The following is a 25109-nucleotide window of genomic DNA, read 5'->3' on the forward strand; positions in this document are numbered from 1 at the left end:
CCACCGGAGTTGCGCAAAAACAAACAGTTAGAACCGTTCATGAACGGCCCTATGCCCTGGCCGAAGCGACCGCGCCGAAATGCACATCGCCGGCGGCGATCGTCCGAACCGAACCTTCATCGTCGCGGATCACGAAACGGCAGTCCTCGTCAATGGTCTCAAACACCCCACGCACCACATTACCGTCAATTCTGACAGCAACTTCGCCGCCGAGCCCCGCAGCACGATCAAGCCAGCGTCGCCTGACGGCGGCAAGTCCGCGCCCCTCGTCCCACAATCGGGCATTCTCGCTCCATGCATCCGACAGCGCCAGGAACAGTGTTTCCGCATCACATGCCGCGCCCAGCGCACTGAGTGATGTTGCGGGATAGGGCAAATCCTCGGGGTATGCCACCACATTGACGCCTATGCCGACCGCCACCGCGAAACGGCCGCCATCCAGGATTGCCGATTCCAGCAGGATGCCGGCCAGCTTGGCGCCGGAGGCAAGCACGTCGTTCGGCCATTTGAGTTCGAAACGGTTCTTTCCTTCGCTGCCACCGTCGGGGCCGATGGCGATCCGGCCCTTCGGCACCACGGCGTCGAGCGCATCGGCCAGCGCCAGTCCGGCGACGAAGCCCAGCGTCGCGGCAAGGCGAAGCTCTGCCTTGGTGATGACGAGCAGCGTCGCCGCCAGGTTGCCTTCGGGGGTCGCCCAGACGCGGCCGCGTCGGCCACGCCCGCTTTCCTGCTTCTTGGAAACGACCCACAATCTGCCGGGGTCGCCTGCCCTTGCGTGGTCCAGTGCCAGCGCATTGGTGGAGCCGACGCTCTCATGCGCCTCGAGCCGGAACCCTTCCGACGCCGAGGTTGGAGCCAGCCGAAATGCCATGCCGACTAGAAAAACGTCTTGGCGGCGGCTTCGGCGTAGGTGCCTATCGGCCCGCCGATCAGCACATAGAACAGCACGAAGGCGCCGGAGACGCCGAGCACGACACGCAACTCCGTCGCCATCGGCACGAAACCGCCGACCGGTTCGTCGAACCACATGATCTTGATGATGCGCAGGTAATAATAGGCGCCCACCACCGAGGCCAGCACGCCGATGATCGCCAGCGCATAGAGATTGGCGTTGATGGCGGCGAGGAAGACGTACCATTTCCCCCAGAAGCCGGCGAGCGGCGGAATGCCGGCCAGGGAGAACATCAGGATGGTCAGGATCGTCGCCATGATAGGATTGGTCGACGACAGGCCGGCCAGGTCGCTGATCTGCTCGACATTGCCTTCCTTGCGCCGCATGGCGAGGATGAAGGCGAAGGTGCCGAGCGTCATCACCAGATAGATCAGCATGTAGATGGCAACGCCGCGCACGCCGGCCTGGCTGTTGGCGGCAAGGCCGACCAGCGCGTAGCCCATATGGCCGATCGAGGAATAGGCCATAAGCCGCTTGATGTTGGTCTGGCCGATGGCGGCGAAAGCACCAAGTGCCATCGAGGCGATCGAGATGAAGACGATGATCTGCTGCCAGTCGGAGGCGATCGGCTTGAACGCACCCATGGTGACGCGCACCATCAGCGCCATCGCCGCCATCTTGGGCGCCGCCGCCAAAAAGGCCGTCACCGGCGTCGGCGCGCCCTCATAGACGTCTGGCGTCCACATGTGGAACGGCACCGCCGAGATCTTGAAGGCCAGGCCGGCCAGCACGAAGACGAGGCCGAAAACGAGGCCAAGCTGGCGCTCGCCGCTGCCGAGCGCAGAAGCGATTTCCTGGAAGCCGGTGTTGCCGGTGTAGCCATAGACCAGGCTGATGCCATAGAGCAGCATGCCCGACGACAGCGCGCCGAGGACGAAATATTTGAGGCCAGCCTCAGTCGAACGCAGATTGTCGCGGTTGATCGCGCACAGCACGTAGATCGCCAGCGATTGCAGTTCGAGGCCGAGATAGAGCCCGATCATGCCATTGGCGGAGATCATCAGCATCATGCCGAGCGTGCACAGCAGGATCAGCACCGGATATTCGAACTTGTCGAAGCGTTCAGCCTTGGCAAAGCGCATCGACATCACCAGCGTCACCGCCGAGCCGACCAGCGCCAGCACCTTCATGAAGCGGGCGAAGGAATCCTGGATGAAGGCATTGCCGTAAGCGCTGCCCTGCCCGGTCCGGAAGATCAGCCAGGCGCCTGCGATCGCCAGCACGGCCACCGCAAGGCCGGTTACCGTGTTGGCCGTGTTGGCGCGCGAATAGGCTCCGACCATCAGCAGCGCCAGCGCGCCGACGGCAAGGATCAGCTCTGGCGTCGAGAGCGACAGGCTGGAGAGAAGGTCCGGCGTCATGGTTCGCAAAACCTCTGGTCAGTTCGCCGCCGCGGTCTGCGCGGCGCCGATGGATGCAGTGACATTGGTGACGAGCGACTTGACCGATTCGGCCGTCGCGTCGAAGACCGGGGCGGGATAGACGCCGAAGAAGATGACCAGAACGACCAGCGGGTAGATGATCACCTTCTCGCGCAGCGACAGGTCGAGCAGGCCCTTCAGGCTGTCCTTGGTCAGCGCACCGAAGATCACCCGGCGGTAGAGCCAGAGCGCGTAGGCGGCCGACAGGATGACGCCGGTGGCGGCGAAGAACGCCACCCAGGTGTTGACCCGGAACACGCCGAGCATGGTCAGGAACTCGCCGACGAAGCCGCTGGTACCGGGCAGGCCGACATTGGCCATGGTGAAGATCAGGAACACCGTGGCGTATTTCGGCATGTTGTTGACCAGGCCGCCATAGGCCGCGATCTCACGTGTGTGCATGCGATCGTAGATGACGCCGACGCACAGGAACAGCGCGCCGGAGACGAGGCCGTGGCTGAGCATCTGGAAGATCGCGCCCTGCACGCCTTCCTGGTTCATGGCGAAGATGCCCATGGTGACGAAGCCCATATGAGCAACCGACGAATAGGCGATCAGCTTCTTCATGTCCTCCTGCATCAGCGCCACCAGCGAGGTGTAGATGATGGCGACGACGGACAGCGCGAAGACCAGCGGCGCGAACATTTCCGACGCCAGCGGGAACATCGGCAAGGAGAACCGCAGGAAACCGTACCCGCCCATCTTCAACAGGATGCCGGCCAGGATGACGGAGCCCGCCGTCGGCGCCTCGACGTGCGCGTCGGGCAGCCAGGTGTGCACCGGCCACATCGGCATCTTCACCGCGAAGGAGGCGAAGAAGGCAAGCCATAGCCATGTCTGCATGTTGGCCGGGAAGTTGTGGGTCAGCAGCGTCGGGATGTCGGTTGTGCCGGACTGGAAGAACATCGCCATGATGGCGAGCAGCATCAGCACCGAGCCGGCGAGCGTGTAGAGGAAGAACTTGAACGAGGCGTAGACGCGCCGCTTGCCGCCCCAGACGCCGATAATGATGAACATCGGGATCAGGCCGGCTTCGAAGAAGACGTAGAACAGCACGATGTCCAGCGCGCAGAACACGCCGATCATCAGCGTTTCGAGCAGCAGGAAGGCGATCATGTAGGCCTTCACGCGCTTCTCGATCGATTCCCACGACGCCAGGATGCAGAGCGGCATCAGGAACGTCGTCAAGATGACGAACAGCATCGAGATGCCGTCGACGCCCATATGGTAGGAAATGCCGGAGTCGAGCCAGGCGACCTTCTCGACGAACTGGAAGCCGGACTGCGAATTGTCAAATCCGGTCCAGATGAACAGCGAGATGATGAACGTGAAAGTCGTCGTCAACAGCGCGATGGCGCGGATGTTGCGGCGTGCATTTTCGCTGTCGTCATTGATGAACAGGATAAGCAGCACACCAACCAGCGGCAGGAAGGTGACCAGCGAGAGGATTGGCCAGGCGGTCATCAGAGCATCATCCAGGTGACGAGTGCGGCAACGCCGATCAGCATGGCGAAGGCGTAGTGGTAGAGATAGCCGGTCTGCAGCTTGACGACGCGGTCGGTGACATCGACGACGCGCGCCGCAATGCCATCCGGGCCAAGGCCGTCGATGATGGTGCCGTCGCCGGTCTTCCACAGGAAATGGCCGAGGCGCTTGGCGGGCCGCACGAACAGGAAGTCGTAGAGCTCGTCGAAATACCACTTGTTGAGCAGGAAGGCGTAGAGCCCGCGATGCTGCGCGGCGAGGTTGACCGGCATTTCCGGCGAGCGGATGTAGAATTTCCAGGCCAGCGCGAAGCCGATCAGCATGGCGATGAAGGGCGACAGTTCGACCCACAGCGGCAATTCGTGGATGTCGTGCAGGATGTGGTTGTCAGGCAGTGTGAACAGCGATGCCTTCCAGAACTCGGCATAGCCCTCGCCGATGAAGGCACCGTGGAAGATGACGCCGGCAAACAGCGCGCCCGCGGCCAGGATGAACAGCGGCACCAGCATCACCGGCGGCGATTCATGGACATGGTGCATCACCTCATGGCTCGCCCGCGGCTTGCCGTGGAAGGTCATGAAGATCAGCCGCCAGGAGTAGAAGGAGGTGAAGCAGGCGGCGATGACCAAAAGCACGAAGGCCATGCCGGCAACCGAATTGTGGCCGGCAAAGGCGCTCTCGATGATGGCGTCCTTGGAGAAGAAGCCGGCGGTGCCGATGACCGTCACCGGAATGCCGACGCCGGTCAGCGCCAGCGTGCCGATCACCATCATCCAGTAGGTGGTCGGGATCAGTTTCCTGAGGCCGCCCATCTTGCGCATGTCCTGCTCGTCGGACACGGCATGGATGACCGAGCCCGAGCCGAGGAACAGCAGCGCCTTGAAGAAGGCATGCGTGAACAGGTGAAAGATCGCCGCGCCATAGGCGCCGACGCCGAGTGCCACGAACATGTAGCCGAGCTGCGAGCAGGTCGAGTAGGCGATGACGCGCTTGATGTCGTTCTGGACGAGACCGACGGTGGCCGCGAAGAAGGCCGTGAAGGCACCGATGAAGGTCACCACAGTCAGCGCCGAATGCGACAGTTCGAACAGCGGAGACAGCCGTGCCAGCATGAACACGCCGGCCGTCACCATGGTGGCGGCATGGATCAGCGCGGAAACCGGTGTCGGGCCTTCCATGGCATCCGGCAGCCAGGTGTGCAGCGGCACTTGCGCCGACTTGCCCATGGCGCCCATGAACAGGAGCAGGCAGACGATCGTCATGGCCGCCTGCTTGTCCAGCGCATAGCCGAGGAAGGTCAGCACCGCGGCGCCGTGCGGGGCGCCTTCGGCCGGAATGAACGTCGCCGCATTGGCGAAGATGGTGCCGAGATTGACCGAGCCGAACAGCACGAACAGGCCGAAAATGCCGAGCGCGAAGCCGAAATCGCCGACGCGGTTGACGACGAAGGCCTTGATTGCCGCGGCATTGGCCGACGGCTTCTTGTACCAGAAGCCGATCAGCAGATAGGAGGCGAGGCCCACCCCTTCCCAGCCGAAGAACATCTGCACCAGATTGTCTGATGTCACCAGCATCAGCATGGCGAAGGTGAACAGCGACAGATAGGCGAAGAAGCGCGGCCGGTTCGGATCGTGGTGCATGTAGCCGATCGAATAGATGTGAACCAGCGCCGACACGGTGTTGACCACCACCAGCATCACCACCGTCAGCGTGTCGATCCTGAGCGCCCAGGCCGCTTCCAGCCCGCCTGACTGGATCCAGCGCATCACCGGCACGGTGAACACCTCGCCATGGCCGAAACCGACGGTGAAGAAAGCGACCCACGACAGCACCGCCGCGATCACCAGGAAACCGGAGGTGATGTATTCGGACGCCTTGGCGCCGAGCGACGTGCCGAACAGGCCGACGATCAGGAAGCCGAGGAGGGGAAGGAAGACGATGGCCTGATACATGGTGGTTCCGTCAACCCTTCATCATGTTCACGTCTTCGACCGCGATCGAGCCGCGGTTGCGGAAGAAGACGACGAGAATGGCAAGCCCGATGGCGGCCTCAGCCGCCGCGACCGTCAGCACGAACAGCGCGAACACCTGGCCGACCAGATCGCCGAGTGCTGCCGAAAAGGCGACGAAATTGATGTTGACCGCCAGCAGGATCAGCTCGACCGACATCAGGATGACGATGACGTTCTTGCGGTTCAGGAAGATGCCGAACACGCCGAGCGTGAACAGAACAGCCGATACGGTCAGATAATGCGCGATGCCGACAACCATCTCAGAGTCCCTCGCCTGTCTTGACCTTGCGGATTTCCATGCCGGTCGCCGGCGTGCGGCCGACCTGGGCCGCGATCGACTGCCGCTTGACGCCTGGCTTATGGCGCAGGGTCAGCACGATGGCGCCGATCATGGCGACCAGCAGCACGAGGCCCGAAATCTGGAAGTAGTAGAGGTAGTCGGTATAGAGGATGTCGCCGAGCGCGGCGGTGTTGGTCCGCGTGGCGAGATCCGGAATGGGCTTGGAGACCGTCGAAGCGAGCTGCGGCGCGAAAGTGTAGCCGCCGAGAACGACGATCAGCTCCGCCGCCAGGATCAGCCCGACCAGCGCGCCGATCGGCGCATATTGCAGAGCGCCTTCCTTCATCTCGGCGAAATCGACGTCGAGCATCATGACGACGAACAGGAACAGCACCATCACCGCGCCGACATAGACGACGAGCAGGATCATCGCCAGGAACTCGGCCCCGGTCAGCATGAACAGGCCGGCGGCGTTGAAAAAGGTCAGGATCAGGAACAGCACCGAATGCACGGGGTTGCGCGACGAAATGACCATGAACGCCGACGCCACCGCGACAAAGGCGAAGAGGTAGAAAAAGGCCGCCTCTAGTCCACTCAACATTGGGGATCCCCCGGGTTCCTGTACGAACAGGACGCTCGTCCTGTTTGTTGTCTCTGGCCTGGTTCCGCCTCCGGTTCCAAAGCCGCGTTGTCCTAGCCCATGTTCCGATCGGGTTGAAAGGCCCGATCGAAAGAAACATGGGCCACTCTGTATTCCGGAGCATGATCTGGTCCGAAAAGTCCGCAACTTTTCGGGATCATCCTCTGGACGAGGCCCCTGCCCCGCCCATGCGTCAAATATCAGCGGTAGGGCGAGTCCAGCGAGATGTTGCGCGCCAGTTCGCGCTCCCACCGGTCGCCATTCGCCAACAGCTTGTCCTTGTCGTAGTAGAGTTCCTCACGCGTCTCCGTCGCGAATTCGAAATTCGGCCCCTCGACGATGGCGTCGACCGGGCAGGCTTCCTGGCAGAAGCCGCAATAGATGCACTTCACCATGTCGATGTCGTAGCGAACCGTGCGGCGCGTGCCGTCATTGCGGCGCGGGCCGGCCTCGATGGTGATGGCCTGCGCCGGGCAGATTGCCTCGCACAGCTTGCAGGCGATGCAGCGTTCCTCGCCATTGGGATAGCGGCGCAGCGCATGCTCGCCGCGGAAGCGCGGACTGGTCGGCCCCTTCTCGTGCGGATAGTTGATCGTCTCCTTCGGCGCGAAGAACTGGCGCATCGACAGGAAGAAGGCGCTGACGAAATCCTGCAGCAGCAGCGATTTGGCGGCTTGGGAAAGAGCGGACATCACGCAAACCCCGTGATCTTGAGGAAGGCGGCGGTGGCGACCACCATGAACAGCGAGATCGGCAGGAACACTTTCCAGCCAAGCCGCATCAGTTGGTCGTAGCGGTAGCGCGGCACGAAGGCCTTCACCATGGAGATGCCGAAGAACACGAAGCAGACTTTCAGCACGAACCAGATGACGCCCGGCACCCAGGTGAACGGCGCGAAGTCGAACGGAGGCAGCCAGCCGCCGAGGAACAGGATGGTGGCCAGCGCGCACATCAGCACGATGGCGACATACTCGCCGAGGAAGAACAAAAGGAACGGCGTCGACGAATATTCGACCATGTGGCCGGCGACCAGTTCCGATTCGGCTTCCACCAGATCGAAGGGCGGCCGGTTCGTCTCGGCCAGCGCCGAGATGAAGAAGATGATGAACATCGGGAACAGCGCCAGCCAGTTCCAGTCGAGGAAGGTGTTGGGCAGGCCAAGCCGCGTACCAATTCCATCATGCTGCGACAAAACGATATCGGTGAGGTTGAGCGAGCCGGCGGTGAGCAGAACGGTGACGATGACGAAGCCGATCGAGACCTCGTAGGACACCATCTGAGCGGCCGAACGCAGCGCGCCGAGGAACGGATATTTCGAGTTGGAGGCCCAGCCGCCCATGATCACGCCATAGACCTCAAGCGAGGAGATGGCGAAGACATAGAGGATGCCGACATTGACGTTGGCGATCGCCCAGCCCTGATTGACCGGAATGACCGCCCAGGCCGAGATCGCCAGCACGGCCGAGACCAGCGGCGCCAGCAGGAACACGCCCTTGTTGGCGCCGGACGGGATGACCGGCTCCTTGAAGACGAATTTCAGCAGATCGGCGAAAGCTTGCAGCGTGCCCCAGGGGCCGACGACGTTCGGGCCACGGCGCAGTTGCACCGCCGCCCAGATCTTGCGGTCGGCGTAGAGGATGTAGGCAACGAAAATCAGCAGGATAACGATCAGCACGACCGATTTCAGCAGAATGATCAGCGCCGGCAGCACGTAGAAGGAGAAGAAAGTGTCCATGCTTATTCCGCCGCCTGCTTGAAGCCGCTCTTGGCCAGTGCCGAGCATTCCGCCATCACGGCCGATGCCCGCGCGATCGGGTTGGTCAGGTAGAAATCCGTCACCGGCGAGGTGAAGGTGCCCTTGTTCAGCCGCCCGCCGAGCTTCGCCACCCCGGCGATGTCCTCGGCATTGCCGGCCGCGACCTGATCGATACGGGCCAGATGCGGGCATTCGCCATAGAGCTTGGCGCGCAGCTGCGGCAGCGAATCAAACGGCAGTTTCTTGCCCAGCACATCTGACAGCGCCCGCAGGATCGCCCAGTCCTCGCGCGCCTCGCCTGGCGCGAAGCCGGCGCGGTTGGTCTGCTGCACGCGGCCTTCGGTGTTGACATAGGTGGCCGACTTTTCCGTGTAGGCGGCCGCCGGCAGGATGACATTGGCGCGGTGCGCGCCCTGGTCGCCATGCGTGCCGATATAGACGACGAAAGCGCCGCCGGTCTTGGCCATGTCGATCTCGTCGGCGCCGAGCAGGAACAGGAGCTCCATTTCGCCCAGCATGCCGGCGACGTTTCTGCCGCCCTCGCCCGGCACGAAGCCGAGGTCGAGGCCGCCGACACGTCCGGCCGCGTTGTGCAGCACGGCAAAGCCGTTCCAGTCAGCGCGGGCAGCGTTTACGGCGGCGGCGAGCTTGGCCGCCTGTCCGAGCACGGCCGCGCCATCGGCACGCGCCAGCGCGCCCTGGCCAACGATGATCAGAGGGCGTGTCGCCTTCTTCAGCGTCTGGAAGAACTTGCCGTTGCCGTCGGCCAAATCCTTCAGCGAATCCGGTCCGGCGCCCAGCTGTTCGTAGTCGTAGCGGGTATCGCCAACATCGCCGATGACGCCGACCGGCAGATTGCCGATCCGCCAGCGCTTGCGGATACGGGCGTTGAGCACCGAGGCTTCATAGCGCGGATTGGCGCCGATGATCAGCACCGCATCGGCCTGCTCGATTCCTTCGATGGTCGGGTTGAAGATATAGCTCGCCCGGCCGAGCGCCGGGTCGAGTGCGGCGCCGTCCTGGCGGCAATCGGTATTCTTCGAGCCGAGCGAAGCCATCAGCAGCTTGAGCGCATAGGTTTCCTCGACGGCGGCGAGATCGCCCGCGATAGCGCCGATCTTTTCGGGCGCCGTCTTCGATACCGCGTCCTTGATCGCGGCGAAGGCCTCGGCCCAGCTGGCGGCAACCAGCCTGCCGTCCTTGCGCACATAGGGGCGGTCGAGACGCTGCGTGCGCAGGCCGTCCCAGATAAATCGGGTCTTGTCGGAGATCCACTCCTCGTTCACCGCCTCGTTGACGCGCGGCAGGATGCGCATCACTTCACGGCCCCGGCTATCGACACGGATCGCCGAGCCGACCGCATCCATCACATCGATGGACTCGGTCTTGGTCAGCTCCCACGGCCGCGCCTGGAAGGCGAATGGCTTCGAGGTCAACGCGCCGACCGGGCACAGGTCGATGACATTGCCCTGCAGCTCCGAGGTCATCGCCTGTTCGAGATAGGTGGTGATCTCTGCATCCTCGCCGCGGCCGATCAGGCCGAGCTCGGAAATGCCGGCGACTTCGGTGGTGAAGCGGACGCAGCGCGTGCAGTGGATGCAGCGGTTCATCACCGTCTTCACCAGCGGCCCGATGTATTTGTCTTCGACCGCGCGCTTGTTCTCGTGATAGCGCGAGGAATCGACGCCGAACGCCATCGCCTGGTCCTGCAGGTCGCATTCGCCGCCCTGGTCGCAGATCGGGCAATCCAGCGGATGGTTGATCAGCAGGAACTCCATCACGCCTTCCCTGGCCTTCTTGACCATCGGCGTGTTGGTGAAGATTTCCGGCGCCTCGCCATTCGGCCCAGGACGCAGGTCGCGCACGTTCATGGCGCAGGAGGCCTGCGGCTTGGGCGGCCCGCCCTTCACCTCGATCAGGCACATGCGGCAATTGCCGGCGATCGAGAGCCGCTCATGGAAGCAGAAGCGCGGCACTTCCGCGCCAGCGTCTTCCGCCGCCTGCAGCAGCGTGTAGTGGTCGGGTACAGTGATCTCTTTCCCGTCGACCTTGAGCTTTGCCATTCGCCTCAAACCCCTGCGGAGTTCCCGCAATCTCTTTGTCCGGACGCGGTCGAGACCACGTCAGGCATTTCATTCACTTGACGGCGAGCGCCGCCGCTTGGGCTGTCCAATCGTCGCGGCCGATACGGCCGCCGAGCGACAGATAATCCTCGACCCAGGCAACCTCTTGCGGCGTCCATGCCGCGATCTGGGCATAGGTCCAGATACCGAGGCCGTTGAGAACCTTTTCCAGCTTCGGCCCGATGCCCGAGATGGCCTTGAGATCTGCCGGAATGGCCGGCTTCTCCATGGCGTTGGGCTGCCTGAAATCATCGGGCATCAGCGCATCGCCGGCGCCGCTTGTCGCCGGAGCGGCGTTTGCGGCCGGCACGGCAGTGGCGGCTTCCTTGGCGGCAATATCGGTGACCTCCCGGGCGAAGGACTGCGCCTCGGCGATCATGGTTTTCGCCGTCGCCCGTGCCTTGGTGGAGGAAGGACTTGGATCTTCGAACTGCGCGACGCGCGCCTCGAAATCATCGACGATCGGCTGCAGCAGCCGCTGCGAGGCTTCTGCTGCGCCTGAAAGCGCGCCCAGCCAGACGCCGAAAGCATGATTGGCGAGCCCGAGGCCAAGCGCCGACATCGCCGCCGCACCCGCCACAGGATGCACGAAAAGGTTGACGGCGCTGGCCATCTCCTTCGGCATCATCCTGGTCAAGTCCTGGTTCATCTTCTCGATCTGGTCCAAATTGGGCATCAGCGGGTTCGAATACGGCGCCATAGAGTTCTCCTGGTCGTTTCTTCGTTCGCCCCGCCCTTCGCTGCGGACTTCCGCCCGCGTAAACATTCTTCTATTCCGCCGCCACCATCACAGGCTCGGCCCGGTGCGCATTGCGCGAAAACTCGTCGATGCGCCGCTCCACTTCGCCGCGGAAATGCCGCATCAGTCCCTGGATCGGCCATGCCGCCGCGTCGCCAAGCGCGCAGATCGTATGGCCCTCGATCTGCTTGGTGACGTCGAGCAGCATATCGATCTCGCGCTTCTGCGCCTCGCCGCGCACCAGCCGTTCCATCACCCGCCACATCCAGCCGGTGCCTTCGCGGCATGGCGTGCACTGGCCGCAGCTCTCGTGCTTGTAGAAGTAGGAAAGCCGCGCGATCGCCTTCACGACATCGGTCGACTTGTCCATGACGATGACAGCCGCGGTTCCAAGGCCGGATTTGAGGTCGCGCAGCGCGTCGAAATCCATCGGCGTGTCGATGATCTGCTCCGCCGGCACCAGCGGCACCGAGGCGCCGCCCGGTATGACCGCCAAAAGATTGTCCCAGCCACCGCGAATGCCGCCGCAATGCGTCTCGATGAGCTCGCGGAACGGGATCGACATCGCCTCTTCGACCGTGCACGGATTGTTGACGTGGCCGGAGATGCAAAACAGCTTGGTGCCGACATTGTTGGGCCGGCCGAAGGACGAGAACCAGGCCGCTCCTCGGCGCAGGATGGTCGGCGCAACCGCGATCGATTCGACATTGTTGACCGTGGTCGGGCAGCCATAGAGGCCGACATTGGCCGGGAATGGCGGCTTCAGCCGCGGCTGGCCCTTCTTGCCTTCGAGGCTTTCGAGGAGTGCAGTCTCCTCGCCGCAGATATAGGCGCCGGCGCCGTGGTGCATGTAGATGTCGAAATCATAGCCGGAGGTGTTGTTCTTGCCGATCAGCTTGGCCTCATAGGCCTCCTCGATCGCGCGCTGCAGCGCCTCGCGCTCGCGGATGAACTCGCCGCGCACATAGATGTAGGCGGCAATCGCGCCCATGGCGAAGCCGGCAAGCAGCGCGCCCTCGACCAGCGTGTGCGGGTCGTTGCGCAGAATGTCGCGGTCCTTGCAGGTGCCGGGCTCGGATTCGTCGGCGTTGATGACGAGATAGCTCGGCCGGCCATCGCTCTGCTTGGGCATGAACGACCATTTGAGACCGGTCGGGAAGCCGGCGCCGCCGCGGCCGCGCAGGCCCGACGCCTTCATCTCGTTGACGATCCATTCGCGCCCCTTGGCAACGATGCCGGGCGTGTTGTCCCAGGCGCCGCGCGCCATCGCGCCGGCCAGCGACTTGTCGAACAGGCCGTAGATATTGGTGAAGATGCGGTCTTTGTCCTGAAGCATTTTTCGTCCCTCAGACCGGCTTCTTGCCGAAGACGCGGATGTATTCGGCGACGCCACCCTTGGCGAGCGCCTTGGCCTGCTTGACCCAGTCGTCGCGATCGATGCGGCCCTGGAAAGAGAGATAGCCATCCACCCACTCGCGTTCGGCCTTCTTCCACGACGCGACCTGCGCGAAGGTGAAAATGCCCAGCGTATGCAGGATGCCCTCGATCTTGGGGCCGACGCCGGAGATCAGCTTGAGGTCGTCGACCTGTGCCGGTTTATCGATTCCGGCCGGACGGTTTTTGTCCCCGAGCGACGGTTTGGCCGGCTTGGCCGCCGGCACCTTGACCTCCGGCGCCTTGAAGGCGGATGCCGGCTCGGCCTTGGTTATCGGACCGCTGCGCTGCTTGGAAACCTGCTCGACCTTGGAGTCCGCCTTGTTGGCGTTGGCGGCCGAATGCAGCGGCGCGGCAACGCTCGCCGCCTTTTCAACCGCCGGCGCGACCTTGGTTTTTGAAGGCGTCTTCAATGCCGGGCTGGTTTCAGGGGCGTCGGTCTTCGGCTTGCTGGTGTTGGACGGTGCGACAGGGGCCGCGGCCGGCCCCGGCACAGGCGCCGCGATGATCGCGTCGGGCGCCGCCCTGGCGGCCTTGGCGGCCTCCCTGGCCTCCCTTTCGCGGGTCGACTTGAGGATCGCCTTTTCGCTCTTCAGCGTGGTGAGGCCGGAGGCCGGCTCGGAGCCGGTGCGGCCGTTCTGCGGCCCCGGTTCCACCGAAGCACCCTTGCCGGCGTCATAGAGATCGATGATTTCAGCCAGGCGTTCCGGCGTCAGATCCTCGAACGTGTCCTTGAAGATCATGACCATCGGCGCGTTGACGCAGGCGCCAAGGCATTCGACCTCTTCCCAGGACAAGGTGCCCTTGTCGTTGGCGTGGAACTGGTCGTGATGGATTTTGGAGCGGCAGACATCCATAAGCGCTTCCGAACCGCGCAGCATGCAGGGCGTGGTGCCGCAGACCTGGATATGCGCACGCGTGCCGACCGGATTCAACTGATACTGCGTGTAGAAGGTCGCGACTTCGAGCCCGCGGATACGCGGCATGCCGAGCATGTCGGAAATCGTCTCGATGGCCGCCTTCGTCACCCAGCCTTCCTGCTCCTGCGCTATCATCAGCAAGGGAATGATGGCCGACTGCTCACGGCCCTTCGGGTACTTCTTGATCCATTGCTTCGCCGCAGCCGCGTTCGCCCGGTTGAAGGCGAAGGATGCTGGCTGGACGCTGGCTTCTGCGAGACGGCGGACTGACATTTAGCGATCGACCTCACCAAACACGATGTCGAGGGAGCCGAGAACGGCGGTGACGTCGGCCAGCATGTGGCCGCGGCAGAGGAAATCCATCGCCTGCAGATGTGCGAAACCCGGCGCGCGCAGCTTGCAGCGGTAGGGCTTGTTGGAGCCGTCGGAAACCAGATAGACGCCGAATTCGCCCTTCGGCGCCTCGACCGCGGCGTAAACCTCGCCGGCCGGCACGCGATAACCCTCGGTGTAGAGCTTGAAGTGATGGATCAGCGCTTCCATCGAGCGCTTCATCGCCTGGCGCTTGGGCGGCACCACCTTGCCGTCGAGGTTCGACACCGGCCCGGTGCTTTCCTTGCCGAGCAGGAGATCGACGCACTGGCGCATGATCTTCGCAGACTGGCGCATTTCTTCCATGCGTACGAGATAGCGGTCGAAGCAGTCGCCGTTCTTGCCGATCGGAATGTCGAAATCCATTTCCGAATAGCATTCATAGGGCTGCGACTTGCGCAGGTCCCAGGCAGCGCCCGAACCGCGCACCATCACGCCCGAAAAACCCCAGGCCCAGGCATCGGCCAGCGAGACGATGCCGATGTCGACATTGCGCTGCTTGAAGATGCGGTTGCCGGTCAGCAGCTGATCGAGGTCGTCGATCGACTTCAGGAACGGGTCGATCCACTTGCCGATGTCCTCGACCAGTTTCTGCGGCAGGTCCTGGTGGACGCCGCCGGGACGGAAATAGGCGGCATGCATGCGCGAACCCGAGGCGCGCTCATAGAACACCATCAGCTTTTCGCGCTCGACGAAGCCCCACAGCGGCGGCGTCAGCGCGCCGACGTCCATCGCCTGCGTCGTCACATTGAGGATGTGCGACATGATGCGGCCGATTTCGCAGTAGAGAACGCGGATCAGCTGGCCGCGCTTCGGCACTTCGATGCCGAGCAGGCGCTCGGCGGCGAGCGCGAAGGCGTGCTCCTGGTTCATCGGCGCGCAATAGTCGAGCCGGTCGAGATAGGGAATCGCCTGCAGGTAGGTTTTGGCCTCGATCAGCTTTTCGGTGCCGCGATGCAAGAGCCCGATATGCGGATCGACGCGATCGACGACTTCGCCGTCCAGCTCCAGCACAAGGCGCAAAACGCCGTGCGCCGCAGGGTGTTGCGGGCCGAAATTGATGTTGAAGTTGCGGACCGAGGTTTCAGCCATTTACTGCTTTACCTTCTCGTCACCCGGCAGCACGTAATCCGTACCTTCCCACGGGGACAAAAAATCGAAATTGCGGAATTCCTGCTTGAGCTCGACCGGCTCATAGATAACGCGCTTGGCCTCGTCGTCGTAGCGCACCTCGACGAAGCCGGTCAGCGGGAAATCCTTGCGCAGCGGATGGCCTTCGAAACCATAGTCGGTCAGCAGGCGGCGCAGATCGGGATGGCCCGAAAACAGCACGCCGTAGAGATCATAGGTCTCGCGCTCGAACCAGTCGGCGCCTGGGAACACGCCGGTGATCGACGGCACCATGGTTTCCTCGTCGGCCTGCACCTTGACGCGGATGCGCACATTCTGCTTCGGCGACAACAGATGATAGACGACGTCGAAACGCTTGGCCCGCGACGGATAGTCGGCGCCGCAGACGTCGATGATCGAGATGAACTGGCAGCGCGCATCGTCGCGCAGGAACGTCATCACCTCGACCAGATCGCGCGGCTCGACATGGATGGTGAGTTCGCCATAGGCGATATCAGCCTCGTCCACGCGGCCGATCAGCTTCTCGCCGAGATAGTTCGACAGTTCGCTCAGGGATGCGGTCATGGATTTACCGTTCGATCGTGCCGGTGCGGCGGATCTTCTTCTGCAAGAGAAGAATGCCGTAGAGCAGCGCTTCGGCGCTCGGCGGGCAGCCGGGCACATAGATATCGACGGGCACGATGCGGTCGCAGCCGCGCACCACCGAATAGGAGTAGTGGTAGTAGCCGCCGCCATTGGCGCAGGAGCCCATCGAGATGACGTAGCGCGGTTCCGGCATCTGGTCGTAGACCTTGCGCAGCGCCGGCGCCATCTTGTTGGTCAGCGTGCCGGCGACGATCATGATGTCGGACTGGCGCGGGGACGCGCGCGGCGCGACGCCGAACCGCTCCGAATCATAGCGCGGCATCGAGGTGTGGATCATCTCGACCGCGCAGCAAGCGAGGCCGAACGTCATGAACATCAGCGACCCGCTGCGCGCCCAGGTGATGAGCGCCTCGGTCGAAGTGACCAAAAAGCCCTTGTCGGCCAACTCATTGTTGATCTCGAGGAAGAAGGGATCGTCCTCCCCCACCGGCCTGCCGGTGTTGGGATCGATAATACCCTTGGGCTTCGGCGCGACGAGGGTGCCTGAACTGTCGTTCAATCCCATTCCAGCGCTCCTTTTTTCCATTCATAGGCAAAGCCGATGGTCAGCACCGCCAAAAACACCATCATCGACCAGAAACCGAGCATGCCGATCTTCGAAAACGACACCGCCCACGGAAACAGGAAGGCCACTTCCAGGTCGAAGATGATGAACAGGATCGACACCAGGTAGAAACGGATGTCGAACTTCATGCGCGCGTCGTCGAACGAGTTGAAACCGCATTCATAGGCGGAAAGCTTTTCGGGATCGGGATTGCGGTAGGCCACCAGGAAGGGCGCGACCAGCAGCGCCAGGCCGACAACCAGCGCCACGCCTATGAACAGGACGATGGGCAGGTATGAGCTCAAGAGTGCGTTCATGCTCGGCTTTCCGTTGGCGCCAATCCACTTTGATTACAGCACCGGACCCTAATGCGGAAGCGTGACAGTTTAACCGCTGAACCGTTTTAAGGGCCTATGCTGCAACGCGGCGAGGGTTAGCGCAGCACTTCCAGCGAAGCAAGTCAAACCTTGTTCAAAACACCGACCTGGACGGCATATCGCGGCAAACTGGTCCGATCCGCTCCTGTTTGATTTCCTTCGCTTTTCACTCCACTTTTCTCTCCTGACATGGATGCCGCCAAAACCCTGCTAGCATGGGTTGGAATCAGCCATTCGACCCTCGGTCAAAACACTTCAAAGTGATGCCTGCATGAAGGAAAAGATCTCGCTCCCCACGGCCCGTCGCATCGCGCTTGCCGCCCAGGGGTTTCTCGATCCCCGCCCGACCGGCACGCCCGACCGCCGGCATTTTGCCCGCACCCTCTCCCGCACCGGCCTGCTGCAGATCGATTCCGTCAGCGCGGTGGTGCGCGCTCATTATATGCCGCTCTATTCGCGCCTTGGTCCCTACCCGTTCTCGCTGCTCGACAACGCGGCCGTGACGCGTAAGCGCACGGTTTTCGAATACTGGGCGCACGAGGCGTCCTTCCTGCCGGTCGAGACCTACCCGCTGATGCGCTGGCGCATGCAGCGCGCCGAGCGCGGCGACGAAATGTATCTGGGCCTCGCCAAATGGGGCCGCGAGCACGCCGCCTATATCGAAGAGATTTACCGCCAGGTCGCCGAGCGCGGCCCGATTGCCGCTTCCGCGCTCGAAGGCCAGAAAGGCTCGGGTGGCTGGTGGGGCTGGAGCCATGCCAAGCACGCATTCGAATGGCTGTTCTGGGCAGGCCGCATCACCACGGCGCATCGTCGCGGGTTCGAGCGCTTCTATGATCTGCCCGAGCGCGTGCTGCCGCAGGCGATCCTCGACCTCCCAGTGCCGACGCCTGAGGACGCGCACCGCGAATTGCTGCGCATTTCCGCCCGCGCCCACGGCGTGGCGACTTCAGGCGATTTGCGCGATTATTTCCGCCTGTCGCCGGCCGACATGAAAGGCCGGCTGGAGGAACTGGTTGAAACCGGCGAGTTGCTGCCGGTGCGTGTCGAAGGCTGGGACAAGCCGGCCTATCTTCACCGGGACGCCCGCCTGCCGCGCAAAATCGGGGCCCGCGCCCTGCTGGCGCCCTTCGATCCGGTTGTCTTCGAACGATCGCGCACCGAGCGGCTGTTCGATTTCCATTACCGCATCGAGATCTACACGCCGGCCGACAAGCGGCAATACGGCTATTATGTCCTGCCGTTCCTGCTCGGCGACAGGATCGTGGCACGCGTCGACCTCAAGGCCGACCGTCCGGCCAGTATACTGCGGGTCCATGCGGCCTATGCCGAGCCGGGTGCGCCGCCTGAAACCGCTGCAGAACTGTTAGAGGAATTGAAGCAGATGCAGGGCTGGCTTGGCCTAGAGCGCATGGAAGTGACCCAGGCCGGCGATTTGGGTCCGGCGCTGGCCGACATCGCCATGTCGTAAGCTCGCGTTGACACCGCCGCTCGCAAAAGCCTAAATCCGGTTCAGATGGTCTCTTGCCCGCAACGGCAAGAGCTAAGAGGGAATGCGGTGAGGGGCAAAATCCCAAATCCGCGGCTGTCCCCGCAACTGTAAGCGAAGAGCCAAGGCCGAAAGCCACTGGGAGTTCCCGGGAAGGCGGCTACCCAAGGCGATGACCCGCGAGCCAGGAGACCTGCCGTCTGCGACTTTAGAATCCGATCGCCCGGCGGGTTTCCGGGCAAGGAGCCCGATCTTTGGACCACGACAGCAGTTTTTCGGCTGGCACAGCGGATATTTCGTCCGGCCATGATGATGCGTTGGCCGGCGTCACCATCATCGTCTGCGCCTCCTGTCGCGACGAGACCGGCTCCGACGCTCATCCCCGCGCCGGCGAATTGCTGGCGGAGGATACGCGCCGCGCCGCATCCGGCGACGACATCCGCATCCGCAGTGTCGAATGCCTTGGCAATTGCAAGCGGCGCCTCAGCGCCGCCATCCTGCGCGACGGCTGCTGGAGCTATGTCTTTGGCGACCTGACCGAGACCAGCGGCGCCGACCTCGTCACGGGCGCCAAGCTTTTCGCCACCTCGACCGACGGTCTCATTCCCTGGCGTGGCCGCCCCGATAGCCTGAAGCGCGGCCTCGTTGCCCGCATCCCTCCCCTCGACCTGCTGAAGGACTGACCATGACTGCCCCAGATTCGTCTGCGAACCTCTCCCGCGTTCCCTGCACCGTCGTCACCGGCTTCCTCGGCGCCGGCAAGACGACGCTGGTCCGCCATCTCCTGGAAAACGCCGGCGGCAAGCGCATTGCCATCATCGTCAACGAATTCGGCGACATCGGCATCGACGGCGAGATTCTCAAGGGCTGCGGCATCGACACCTGCCCGGAGGAAAACATCGTCGAACTGGCCAATGGCTGCATCTGCTGCACCGTCGCCGATGATTTCGTCCCGGCGCTTGACAAGATCCTGTCGCTGACGCCGAGGGTCGACCACATCCTGATCGAGACTTCGGGCCTGGCGCTGCCCAAGCCGCTGGTCCAGGCCTTTCAGTGGCCGAGCGTGAAAAGCCGGGTGACTGTCGATGGCGTCATTGCCGTGGTCGACGGGCCGGCCTTGGCCGAAGGCCGCGTCGCCAACGACATGGATGCCCTGCAGGCGCAGCGCGCCGGGGACGAGACGCTCGACCACGACGACCCGGTGGAAGAACTGTTCGAGGATCAGATCGCCTGCGCCGACCTGATCATCCTGTCGAAGAGCGACCTGATGGACGCCGCCGGCACCGCCCGCGCCAATACCATCATTGGCGAACACTCCGCCCGCGCGGTGAAGATCGTGCCGACATCGCATGGCAAGGTCGATCCCTCGGTGCTGCTCGGGCTCGGTCTCGCCGTCGAGGACGACATCGAGAACCGCAAGTCCCATCATGACGGCGCGTTCGACCACGAGCATGACGACTTCGACACCTTCATCGTCGACATTGCCTCGATCGCCAATCCGGACGAGCTGGCAAAGCGCGTCGCCACCGTCGCAGAAGAAGAGAACGTGCTGCGCGTAAAAGGCTTCGTCGAAGTCGGCGGCAAGCCGATGCGGCTCTTGCTGCAGGCCGTCGGGCCGCGCGTCAATCATTACTATGACCGCGCCTGGACCGCGCAGGACGACCGCCGCTCGCGCCTCGTCGTCATCGGCCTGAAGGGGCTGAACCGCCCGGCGATCGAGCGTATACTCGCCGGCTGATTTCGGACACGGGTCGCGATGCACATCCTCACCACGACATCCGCCTCGCTCGACGACCTCGCCGAGCCGGTCGATCTGCGGCAGACGCCGGCGGATATCGTGGCCCTGTCCTTCACCGACAGCGACCTCGCCGGACTGGCGGCAGCCTGGAAGGCCGATGCCGGCCGCCTGCCCTCGATGCGGCTGGCCGCACTGCGTGACCTGCGCCATCCGATGTCCGTCGACCTCTGGGTCGACAGCGTCGCCCGCCACGCCAAGATCATCCTGGTGCGCATCCTCGGCGGCTACGACTGGTGGCGCTACGGCTGCGACCAGCTCGCCTCGACTGCCCGCGAACGCGGCATAAAACTGGCGCTGCTGCCCGGCGAATGCCGCGACGAGGATTTGCGCCTGATCGAAGCCTCGACGCTGCCGCGCGAAGAGTTGGACGGCCTGCTCGACTATTTCCGCGAGGGCGGCCCGGCGAATATGAGCGCGCTGGTGCGGAGATTGGCGCGGCTGGCGGGACAGGATGCGCCTTTCGTCGAACCGGTCGCCGTGCCCAAAGCTGGCTACTACGAACCCGGCCGCGGCGTCGTCCCCCTCCCCCTCGAGGGGAGGGTCCGGCCGCAGGCCGGGGGTGGGGTCCTCTCCGAGGCGCGCCGGCCTAAAGAAACGCCGCGTCCGGTCGTACCGACCCCACCCGGCCCTGCGGGCCACCCTCCCCTCGAGGGGGAGGGAAAGGTCGTGCCTATCCTGTTCTACCGCTCGATGCTGCTGGCCGCCGATGTCGCGCCGATCGACGCACTTTTTGAAGCTCTGCGACAGCGCGGCATCAACCCAGTCCCCATCTTCGTCTCCAGCCTCAAGGACCCGGCATCCCTGGCGTTCGTGGAAACAGCACTCGCCTCACTGAAACCCGCCGCCATCGTCACCGCTACCGCTTTCGCGTCCGGTGCCGAACCGGGCGTCGAAACCTTGTTCGACCGCGCCGGCGTGCCGGTCTTCCAGGTCATCGTCGCCACCACCCGCCGCGACATCTGGGAGAACAACCAGCGCGGCCTGGCGCCCGCCGACCTTGCCATGCATGTCGTGCTGCCCGAGCTCGACAGCCGCATCCTGGCCGGCGCCATTTCCTTCAAGGGCGAGAGCGAGATCGATCCAGCACTTGGCCACCGCGCTTTCGCCAACCGGCCGGAACCGGATCGCGTGGCGCAAGTGGCTGACCGCGTCGCGGCCTTTATCCGCCTGCAGGAGACGCCCCGCGCCGAGCGCAAGCTGGCGATCCTGATGCCGGATTATCCCAGCGCCCCCGGCCGCACCGGCTATGCCGTCGGCCTCGACGTGCCGTCCAGCGTGCTGGCCATTCTGCAGGACCTGCGGGATCAGGGCTACGGGGTTGAGGGGATTCCGGAGACGCCGCGTGAGTTGCTGGGGCTGCTGGGGCTGCTGGGGTTGAGCGGCGATGGGCTGAGGCTGGACGATTATCTCGCTCTTTCGACAGAATTGCCGACGGGTGCGATTACAGCGGTAGAAGCCGCTTGGGGGACAGCAGAAGATGACTTAGGGCTGTGCGAGGCCCCCTCGCGCGGAAGCTTCCCCTTCCGCGCCGCCACCTTCGGCAACATCACCATCGCCCTCGCCCCGGATCGCGGCCGCTCCGCCGACCGCCGGGCCGACTACCACGACCCGACTTTACCCCCACGCCATGCGCTGATCGCCTTTGGCCTATGGCTGCGCAAGTCGCTCGGCGTCCACGCGCTGGTCCATGTCGGCGCGCATGGCACGCTGGAGTGGCTGCCGGGCAAGACCGTTGCGCTTTCGGAGAACTGCTTTCCCGAGATCGTCACCGGCGCCTTGCCAGTCGTCTATCCCTTCATCGTCTCCAACCCAGGCGAAGCGGCGCAAGCCAAGCGCCGCATCGCCGCCGTCACCCTTGGCCATCTGCCACCGCCGCTGACCGGCGCCGGGCTCGACGAAAACCAACACAAGCTCGAGCGGCTGGTCGATGAATATGCCCAGGCCGACGGGCTAGACCGCCGCCGCCGAGACCGTCTGGCGAAACTGATCGTCGACACCGCGCAAAAGACCGGTCTCGCCTCCGAAGCCGGCGTCGGGAAGACCGACGCCCCGGACGAAGCGCTGCGCCGCATCGACGCCTGGCTCTGCGACCTCAAGGATTTCGCCATCAAGGACGGGCTGCATATCTATGGCCGCGCGCCCGATGACGAGCCCGACGCCATGCGCCGCCAGAGCGCCGACGCCGAGAAGACGGCGCTGCTCGCCGCGCTCGATGGCCGCCACATTAAGGCCGGCCCGGCCGGCGCGCCCGCGCGGAGCCGTTCCGACGTCTTGCCCACCGGCCGCAATCTGTTCACCTCGGACCCGCGGACCATGCCGACGCCGACCGCCTATGACCTGGGCAAGGCGGCGGCGGAGGAAGTCGTGCGCGGCTACATGCAATCGCATGGCGACTGGCCGCGCTCGCTGGTCATCGATCTCTGGGGCTCGGCCTCACTGCGCACCGGCGGCGAGGAAATCGCCCAAGGCCTGGCGCTGATGGGCTGCCGGCCGCAATGGGATTCGGCGACCGGCCGCATCACCGGCATCGAAGTGCTGCCGCCGGCCACGCTCGGCCGGCCGCGCGTCGACGTCACCTGGCGCATTTCGGGCCTGTTCCGCGACATGTTCCCGACCCAGATCGCACTGATCGATGCCGCCGCCAACGCGGTGGCCGCCCGCGACGAGGACGATACGGAAAACCCGCTCGCGGCCAAAACCCGCGCTGACGGCAAGATCAGCCCGCGCATCTTCGGCACCTCACCCGGCACATACGGCGCCGGCGTCGAGGATCTCATGTCCTCCGGCGACTGGAGCGCGCGCGAAGAGATCGGCCGCGCCTATCTCGACGCCACCTCGCATGCCTATGGCGGCGCCGAGGGCGAAGGCGTCTCCGCGCCCGGCGCCTTCGAAACCCGCATCGCCGAGGCCGATCTTCTCGTCCACACCGGCGACGACCCAGGTCGCGACATCCTCGAAGGCTCCGCCGATGTCGCCTTTATCGGCGGCTTTTCCGCAGCCCTTGCAGCGCTTGGCAGGAATGCCGACGTCATCGTGCTCGACACCACGGACCCGCAAAAGCCCAAGCCGCGTTCGCTCAGTGAGGCCGTATCGCGGGTGGTGCGCGCCCGCGCCGTCAATCCACGCTTCATATCGGGACAGATGCGCCACGGCCCGCGCGGCGCCTCCGAATTTGCCGAAACCGTCGACCGGCTGGTCGGCTTCGCCGAAACCACGCATGCCATTTCGGGCACGCTGATCGAGGCAGTGCACGATGCCTATCTCGGCGATCCACTGGTCCGGGCCTTCATCCTGCGCGAGAACCCCGCCGCTGCCAAGGTCATCGCCGAGCGCTTCCTGTCGGCGCGACGGCGTGGCCTGTGGCATCCCCTGCGCAACTCCATCGACGACGATCTCACGGCCATGATTGCCGAGGCCGAGGCGCTTGGCGTGGCGGCATGAACGCCTTCTCTCGTCGCGGCGCCTGCCCGGCTTTGTCGGTGCCAATGCAAACCGGCGACGGGCTTTTGGTGCGGCTCAACCCGGTTGCTGGAGGCCCATCTTCTGGAGGCCCGACTTCTGGAGGCCCGACTTCTGGAGGCCCGACTTCTGGAGGATTGTCGCCGAAGCTTTTGATCGGGTTAGCCGAATCCGCCTTGCGGCATGGCAATGGCATCATGGAAGTCACCGCGCGCGGCAGTCTGCAGATACGTGGGCTGACGACGGACAGCGCCACACGGCTGGCGGCGGAGGTCGATGCGCTTGATATCGCGGTGCGCACCGGCGTGCCGGTCGAGACCGGCCCGCTGGCCGGCATCGACCCGCAGGAGATTGCCGATCCCCGGCCACTGGCTGAACGGATCAGAGCTGCAATCGAAGAAGCTGGGCTTGCGCAACGGTTGGGGCCGAAGGTTTCGGTGATTATCGATGGCGGTGGGCAGTTGACGATGGATTCGGTGACGGCCGATGTGCGGCTTGCTGCAGTGCGGGTCGATGCAGGAGTTCGGTGGCGGGTGTCTGTCGCGGGTGATGGGTGGAATGCGAAGCCGCTAGCGTTTGCTGATGAAGGTGCGGCTCGCGACATCGCCGTCGCGGCTCTAAGAATGATTGCCGAAAAAGGCCGCGAGGCTCATGCGAGGGATTTGACTGAGAGGCAGTTGGTGTCTCTGGCGGGTTGGCTATGCTCGACAAGTTTGCGCGAGGCGCCCCCCTCTGTCCTGCCAGACATCTCCCCCTCAAGGGGGGAGATTACGCTGCCACCGATGGTTTCGCCAATCTCCGGTGTTGGTAAGGAAAAGCCGGCGCCTAAGCTGCCGATCTCCCCCCCTGAGGGGGAGATGTCCGGCAGGACAGAGGGGGGCGCCTCGCGTAAACCTATCGGCCTTTTCCCCTTAGCCGGCGACGCCACCGCCCTCGGCATCGCCCTCCCCTACGGCAGCATGCCAGCAGAGAAGATCATCGCTCTCGCCCAACACGCCCTCGCCCTCGGCACCTCAGAAATCCGCCTAGCCCCCGGCCGCGCCCTGCTCTTCCTCGGTCAGCCACCGGCAGCCAACCAACCCCTCCAACACACCGCTACCGCCCTCGGTTTCGTCACCGCTCCCACCGACCCGCGCACGCGCATAGCCGCTTGCCCCGGCACGCCGGCCTGCGCCTCCGGCCGCATTGCCACGCGCGAGATCGCCGAGACGATTGCCGCTGAAACTGCGGACATCCCGGACTTCACCCTGCACATTTCCGGCTGCGCCAAGGGCTGCGCCCACCCCGGCCTGGCGACGCTGACGATTGTCGGCGGCGAAAACGGAGCCGGACTTGTCGTGAACGCGACGGCAAAGGCCCTTCCTGCGGGCTACAGGCCGGGCTATGACGCCGCGCGCGGCATCGGCCGCGTCGCGGCAATGATCCGCAGCGCACGATATCAAGGCGAGACTGCCGCTGCTTGCCTGACAAGGCTCGGGCCGGCCGGTATCGCCGAGGCTTACCGACAGGCCCAAACTGAAAAACGGAAATGA

Annotated in this window: 21 protein-coding genes and 1 riboswitch; of the genes, 5 read left to right on the top strand and 16 right to left on the bottom strand. The window is 64.1% G+C overall.

Translation table 11 applies throughout. From position 1 onward, the window contains the following. Nucleotides 1-49: 49 nt before the first annotated feature. From AC0L3E_RS13165 to AC0L3E_RS13240, 16 genes are all read right to left on the bottom strand, one after another. Nucleotides 50-871, bottom strand: a complete 822-nt coding sequence (locus AC0L3E_RS13165; protein WP_473604916.1) for a biotin--[acetyl-CoA-carboxylase] ligase — start codon at nucleotides 869-871, stop codon at nucleotides 50-52. 5 nt (nucleotides 872-876) lie between these two features. Then, a complete protein-coding gene (gene nuoN / locus AC0L3E_RS13170; RefSeq protein WP_473604917.1) occupies nucleotides 877-2313 on the bottom strand; it encodes an NADH-quinone oxidoreductase subunit NuoN in 1437 nt (478 codons plus the stop codon). 18 nt (nucleotides 2314-2331) lie between these two features. Continuing rightward, nucleotides 2332-3837, bottom strand: coding sequence for an NADH-quinone oxidoreductase subunit M (locus AC0L3E_RS13175; protein WP_127331476.1), 1506 nt, complete (start codon nucleotides 3835-3837; stop codon nucleotides 2332-2334). Next, nucleotides 3837-5810: an NADH-quinone oxidoreductase subunit L gene (nuoL, locus tag AC0L3E_RS13180; RefSeq protein ID WP_127267203.1), complete on the bottom strand. Its 1974-nt coding sequence runs from the start codon at nucleotides 5808-5810 to the stop codon at nucleotides 3837-3839. The genes AC0L3E_RS13175 and nuoL overlap by 1 nt, the downstream gene beginning before the upstream one ends. Nucleotides 5811-5820: 10 nt before the next feature. Further along, nucleotides 5821-6129 (bottom strand): NADH-quinone oxidoreductase subunit NuoK, encoded by a 309-nt coding sequence (gene nuoK, locus AC0L3E_RS13185; protein ID WP_010910101.1) that lies wholly within the window; start codon nucleotides 6127-6129, stop codon nucleotides 5821-5823. Between the two features lies 1 nt (nucleotide 6130). Then, nucleotides 6131-6751, bottom strand: coding sequence for an NADH-quinone oxidoreductase subunit J (locus AC0L3E_RS13190; protein ID WP_127267204.1), 621 nt, complete (start codon nucleotides 6749-6751; stop codon nucleotides 6131-6133). Between the two features lie 239 nt (nucleotides 6752-6990). Beyond that, nucleotides 6991-7482, bottom strand: coding sequence for an NADH-quinone oxidoreductase subunit NuoI (nuoI, locus tag AC0L3E_RS13195; RefSeq protein WP_023812382.1), 492 nt, complete (start codon nucleotides 7480-7482; stop codon nucleotides 6991-6993). Then, nucleotides 7482-8525 (bottom strand): NADH-quinone oxidoreductase subunit NuoH, encoded by a 1044-nt coding sequence (gene nuoH, locus AC0L3E_RS13200; RefSeq protein WP_027034808.1) that lies wholly within the window; start codon nucleotides 8523-8525, stop codon nucleotides 7482-7484. The genes nuoI and nuoH overlap by 1 nt, the downstream gene beginning before the upstream one ends. A gap of 2 nt (nucleotides 8526-8527) precedes the next feature. Continuing rightward, on the bottom strand, nucleotides 8528-10609 hold the full coding sequence (gene nuoG / locus AC0L3E_RS13205) for an NADH-quinone oxidoreductase subunit NuoG (RefSeq protein ID WP_473604918.1): 2082 nt from the start codon (nucleotides 10607-10609) through the stop codon (nucleotides 8528-8530). 73 nt (nucleotides 10610-10682) lie between these two features. Beyond that, the gene (locus AC0L3E_RS13210) at nucleotides 10683-11369 is read right to left on the bottom strand and encodes an NADH-ubiquinone dehydrogenase (protein WP_128308289.1); all 687 of its coding nucleotides are present in this window, start codon (nucleotides 11367-11369) and stop codon (nucleotides 10683-10685) included. Nucleotides 11370-11439: 70 nt separating this feature from the next. Continuing rightward, the gene (gene nuoF / locus AC0L3E_RS13215; protein ID WP_127268495.1) at nucleotides 11440-12744 is read right to left on the bottom strand and encodes an NADH-quinone oxidoreductase subunit NuoF; all 1305 of its coding nucleotides are present in this window, start codon (nucleotides 12742-12744) and stop codon (nucleotides 11440-11442) included. Nucleotides 12745-12754: 10 nt separating this feature from the next. Continuing rightward, nucleotides 12755-14035 carry an NADH-quinone oxidoreductase subunit E gene (locus AC0L3E_RS13220; RefSeq protein ID WP_127268494.1) on the bottom strand — a complete coding sequence of 427 codons (1281 nt, stop codon included), beginning with the start codon at nucleotides 14033-14035 and terminating at the stop codon, nucleotides 12755-12757. Continuing rightward, nucleotides 14036-15226, bottom strand: coding sequence for an NADH-quinone oxidoreductase subunit D (locus AC0L3E_RS13225; RefSeq protein ID WP_127260745.1), 1191 nt, complete (start codon nucleotides 15224-15226; stop codon nucleotides 14036-14038). Further along, on the bottom strand, nucleotides 15227-15829 hold the full coding sequence (locus AC0L3E_RS13230) for an NADH-quinone oxidoreductase subunit C (RefSeq protein WP_473604919.1): 603 nt from the start codon (nucleotides 15827-15829) through the stop codon (nucleotides 15227-15229). 4 nt (nucleotides 15830-15833) lie between these two features. Then, a complete protein-coding gene (locus AC0L3E_RS13235; RefSeq protein ID WP_013531090.1) occupies nucleotides 15834-16415 on the bottom strand; it encodes a NuoB/complex I 20 kDa subunit family protein in 582 nt (193 codons plus the stop codon). Then, nucleotides 16406-16771, bottom strand: a complete 366-nt coding sequence (locus AC0L3E_RS13240; protein WP_006335683.1) for an NADH-quinone oxidoreductase subunit A — start codon at nucleotides 16769-16771, stop codon at nucleotides 16406-16408. Before AC0L3E_RS13240 ends, AC0L3E_RS13235 begins: the two co-directional genes overlap by 10 nt. Before the next feature lie 331 nt (nucleotides 16772-17102). On the opposite strand from AC0L3E_RS13240, the gene AC0L3E_RS13245 reads away from it, so the two are divergent. The 5 genes from AC0L3E_RS13245 to cobG all read left to right on the top strand — a co-directional run bounded on the left by AC0L3E_RS13245 (nucleotide 17103) and on the right by cobG (nucleotide 25109). Next, nucleotides 17103-18302 carry a winged helix-turn-helix domain-containing protein gene (locus AC0L3E_RS13245; RefSeq protein WP_473604920.1) on the top strand — a complete coding sequence of 400 codons (1200 nt, stop codon included), beginning with the start codon at nucleotides 17103-17105 and terminating at the stop codon, nucleotides 18300-18302. A gap of 29 nt (nucleotides 18303-18331) precedes the next feature. After that, a riboswitch (cobalamin riboswitch) is annotated at nucleotides 18332-18535 on the top strand. A 39-nt stretch (nucleotides 18536-18574) separates the two neighbouring features. Continuing rightward, a complete protein-coding gene (locus AC0L3E_RS13250; protein ID WP_127322371.1) occupies nucleotides 18575-19003 on the top strand; it encodes a DUF1636 family protein in 429 nt (142 codons plus the stop codon). A 2-nt stretch (nucleotides 19004-19005) separates the two neighbouring features. Then, entirely contained in the window at nucleotides 19006-20058 is a 1053-nt protein-coding gene (gene cobW, locus AC0L3E_RS13255; protein ID WP_473604921.1) for a cobalamin biosynthesis protein CobW, read from the top strand. Between the two features lie 18 nt (nucleotides 20059-20076). Then, complete coding sequence (cobN, locus tag AC0L3E_RS13260) at nucleotides 20077-23559, top strand: cobaltochelatase subunit CobN (protein WP_473604922.1); 3483 nt, start codon at nucleotides 20077-20079, stop codon at nucleotides 23557-23559. Further along, nucleotides 23556-25109 (top strand): precorrin-3B synthase, encoded by a 1554-nt coding sequence (cobG, locus tag AC0L3E_RS13265; RefSeq protein ID WP_473604923.1) that lies wholly within the window; start codon nucleotides 23556-23558, stop codon nucleotides 25107-25109. Before cobN ends, cobG begins: the two co-directional genes overlap by 4 nt.

Source organism: Mesorhizobium sp. WSM4822 (assembly GCF_055811155.1).